The following is a 1,977-nucleotide window of genomic DNA, read 5'->3' on the forward strand; positions in this document are numbered from 1 at the left end:
TGCACCGCATCCTCGACTGGATCGAGCGTGGCGTAGCGGTGAGCAAAGTCGGCAAGCTTTTGGCGCGCGACCCACAGCCCAACGAGCCGGCTACAGCGTCACGCAGCGATACCGAGCTGGAGTGGCGCCAATGGCAGGCGCAACTGCGGCAGGCCATCAGTGCCTTTGATGATCGTGAGCTCGACCGGTTGTACGGCCAGATCTTCAGCGTCTATTCGACGACCGTGGTGTTCCAGGACATTTTGGTACCGCTGTGGCAGCAATTGTTACGTCACCAAGGCCGCTTTGGCCAAGCCAGCGAGTGGCTGTTCTTCGACAATTTCCTGCGCTCGCGCGTCGCACGGTGCCTGCAAATGGCCTGTGCCTCGCCAGTGCCCAGGGTGTTGCTCTCAGCCATTGCCGGAGAGTGCCGTGAGCTGGAGTTGCTGGTGGCGGGCTTGTTGATGTCGAGCGAGAAACTGGCGGTCAAGGTCCTGGGCGTTGGCCAGCCACTGGATGAGTTGACGCTGATCTGCGAGCGCACTCGGCCGCAAGCCCTGGTGCTGTTTTCCAACCATGCCCCTGGCGCAGAGTTGGCGTCACGGCTCAATCGCCTGGCCTTCACCCTCGATTGCCCGTTGTTGCTGGCTGGTGAGGCGTCGGACCTGGCGGAACACAGCCTGGCAGGTTCGTCGATTGGTTGCCTGGGCAATGACGGACGCTGGATGCCGCGCCGCTTGCAGCAACTGCTCAGCGGCCATCTGGAGTCTCAGGCATGAACGTGAGGATGGACCAGGCGATGCTGGTGCAGGATGAACTGGCGTAACCGTTCGATCTCATCAGCATCGCTTTGGCTCAGGCGGTAGGCGAACAGGCCGCGGGCGGTTACCCGCTCCAGCGTACCGCGCAGGGCGATGCGTTCGTAGCCGGAAGGGCTGAACCACAGGGAAAACGTCTTTGGCGGTTTGACCCGGCCACGCACCTCTACCAGCACCCCTTTGAATGACACTTCGTGCACCCACAGCGCGCTGGAGTAGCCCTTGATGTTTTCCAGCGCCACCGGCGTTTCAAGCGCCAGGCGCCACGGGCGGATCATCGGCCCATCTTCAAAAATGCTCGGTACGCCCAAGCGTAAATGCACAGCATGAAACTCATCTTCCACCAAGTGCAACGGGAAGGTGAGTTGCTGGTTGTCGAATTGCGCCTGGATGGTGACCTGGTCGTGAGCCGCTAGCCGCGTGAGCAGATCGCGAATCTGTGCCCCGCCATTAACCGTCAGGCTCGACCATGCATCCCGCAGGTTGAGCTGCGGGTTGTGCTGCATGTCCTGGATAAAATCCAGCTCGTCCTGCGTCAATAGCGTGTCGCGTTGCATTGATCTGGCTCAAGGCTGAGGCATTAAAAAGCCATTATCGCTCTAAAGACCGCATTTTTTACAGTTTGTTAAATCCACTCGTCGCCTTGAGTGCGGCGAGCTCGCTCTTGAGCTCGGCCAACTGAGCTTCCAGTTGGGCGACACGCTGTTGTGCCTTGACTTGAGTGGTGACGTCTTTCTGCACACCGACGAAATAGGTTTGCTTGTCGACCTCGTTGTACACGGTCGAAAGCGATAGCTCGTTCCAGAAAGGCGTGCCGTCCTTGCGGTAGTTACGCAGGATCTCTCGGCAGGTGCCGCCGCTGTCGAGCGCATCACGAATGGCGATCAAGGCCGGTTGGTCGCGGTCGCCCGCCTGCAGGAAGCGGCAGTCCTGATAGAGGATTTCGTCCATCGTGTAGCCAGTCATCCTTTCGAAGGCCGGGTTGACGTAGATCAGTGGTTTTTCCCGGCCTTCGCGCTCGGCAACAACGATTCCGTCGTTGGACGCATTGACGACCATTTGCAGCAGTTTGGCGTTAATCATAGAGCGGTCCATGGCCTGGTTTTGACCTTGCCAGTTTATGGCAAGTCTGGAATGTTGCACGGTGCGCACTGAAATATTGGCACAGGCTGCTAATATC

3 protein-coding genes are annotated in these 1,977 nt (G+C 59.0%); 1 reads left to right on the forward strand and 2 read right to left on the reverse strand.

The window, feature by feature from the left end; all coding sequences use genetic code 11:
* Nucleotides 1–758, forward strand: a 758-nt coding sequence (locus BKD70_RS23855) for a helix-turn-helix-type transcriptional regulator (RefSeq protein WP_070415524.1), incomplete at its 5' end; no start/stop codon positions are given.
* On the opposite strand, the gene BKD70_RS23860 is transcribed toward BKD70_RS23855, so the two are convergent.
* Both BKD70_RS23860 and BKD70_RS23865 read right to left on the reverse strand, forming a co-directional pair.
* A complete protein-coding gene (locus tag BKD70_RS23860; protein WP_054921549.1) occupies nucleotides 749–1,354 on the reverse strand; it encodes a hypothetical protein in 606 nt (201 codons plus the stop codon). The two genes, BKD70_RS23855 and BKD70_RS23860, sit on opposite strands and share 10 nt — an antisense overlap.
* 58 nt (nucleotides 1,355–1,412) lie before the next feature.
* The gene (locus BKD70_RS23865; RefSeq protein WP_034128737.1) at nucleotides 1,413–1,880 is read right to left on the reverse strand and encodes a PAS domain-containing protein; all 468 of its coding nucleotides are present in this window, start codon (nucleotides 1,878–1,880) and stop codon (nucleotides 1,413–1,415) included.
* Nucleotides 1,881–1,977 lie beyond the last annotated feature (97 nt).

The sequence above is a fragment of the Pseudomonas sp. BS-2016 genome (assembly GCF_001806145.1).
Taxonomy (GTDB): Bacteria; Pseudomonadota; Gammaproteobacteria; order Pseudomonadales; family Pseudomonadaceae; genus Aquipseudomonas; species Aquipseudomonas lundensis.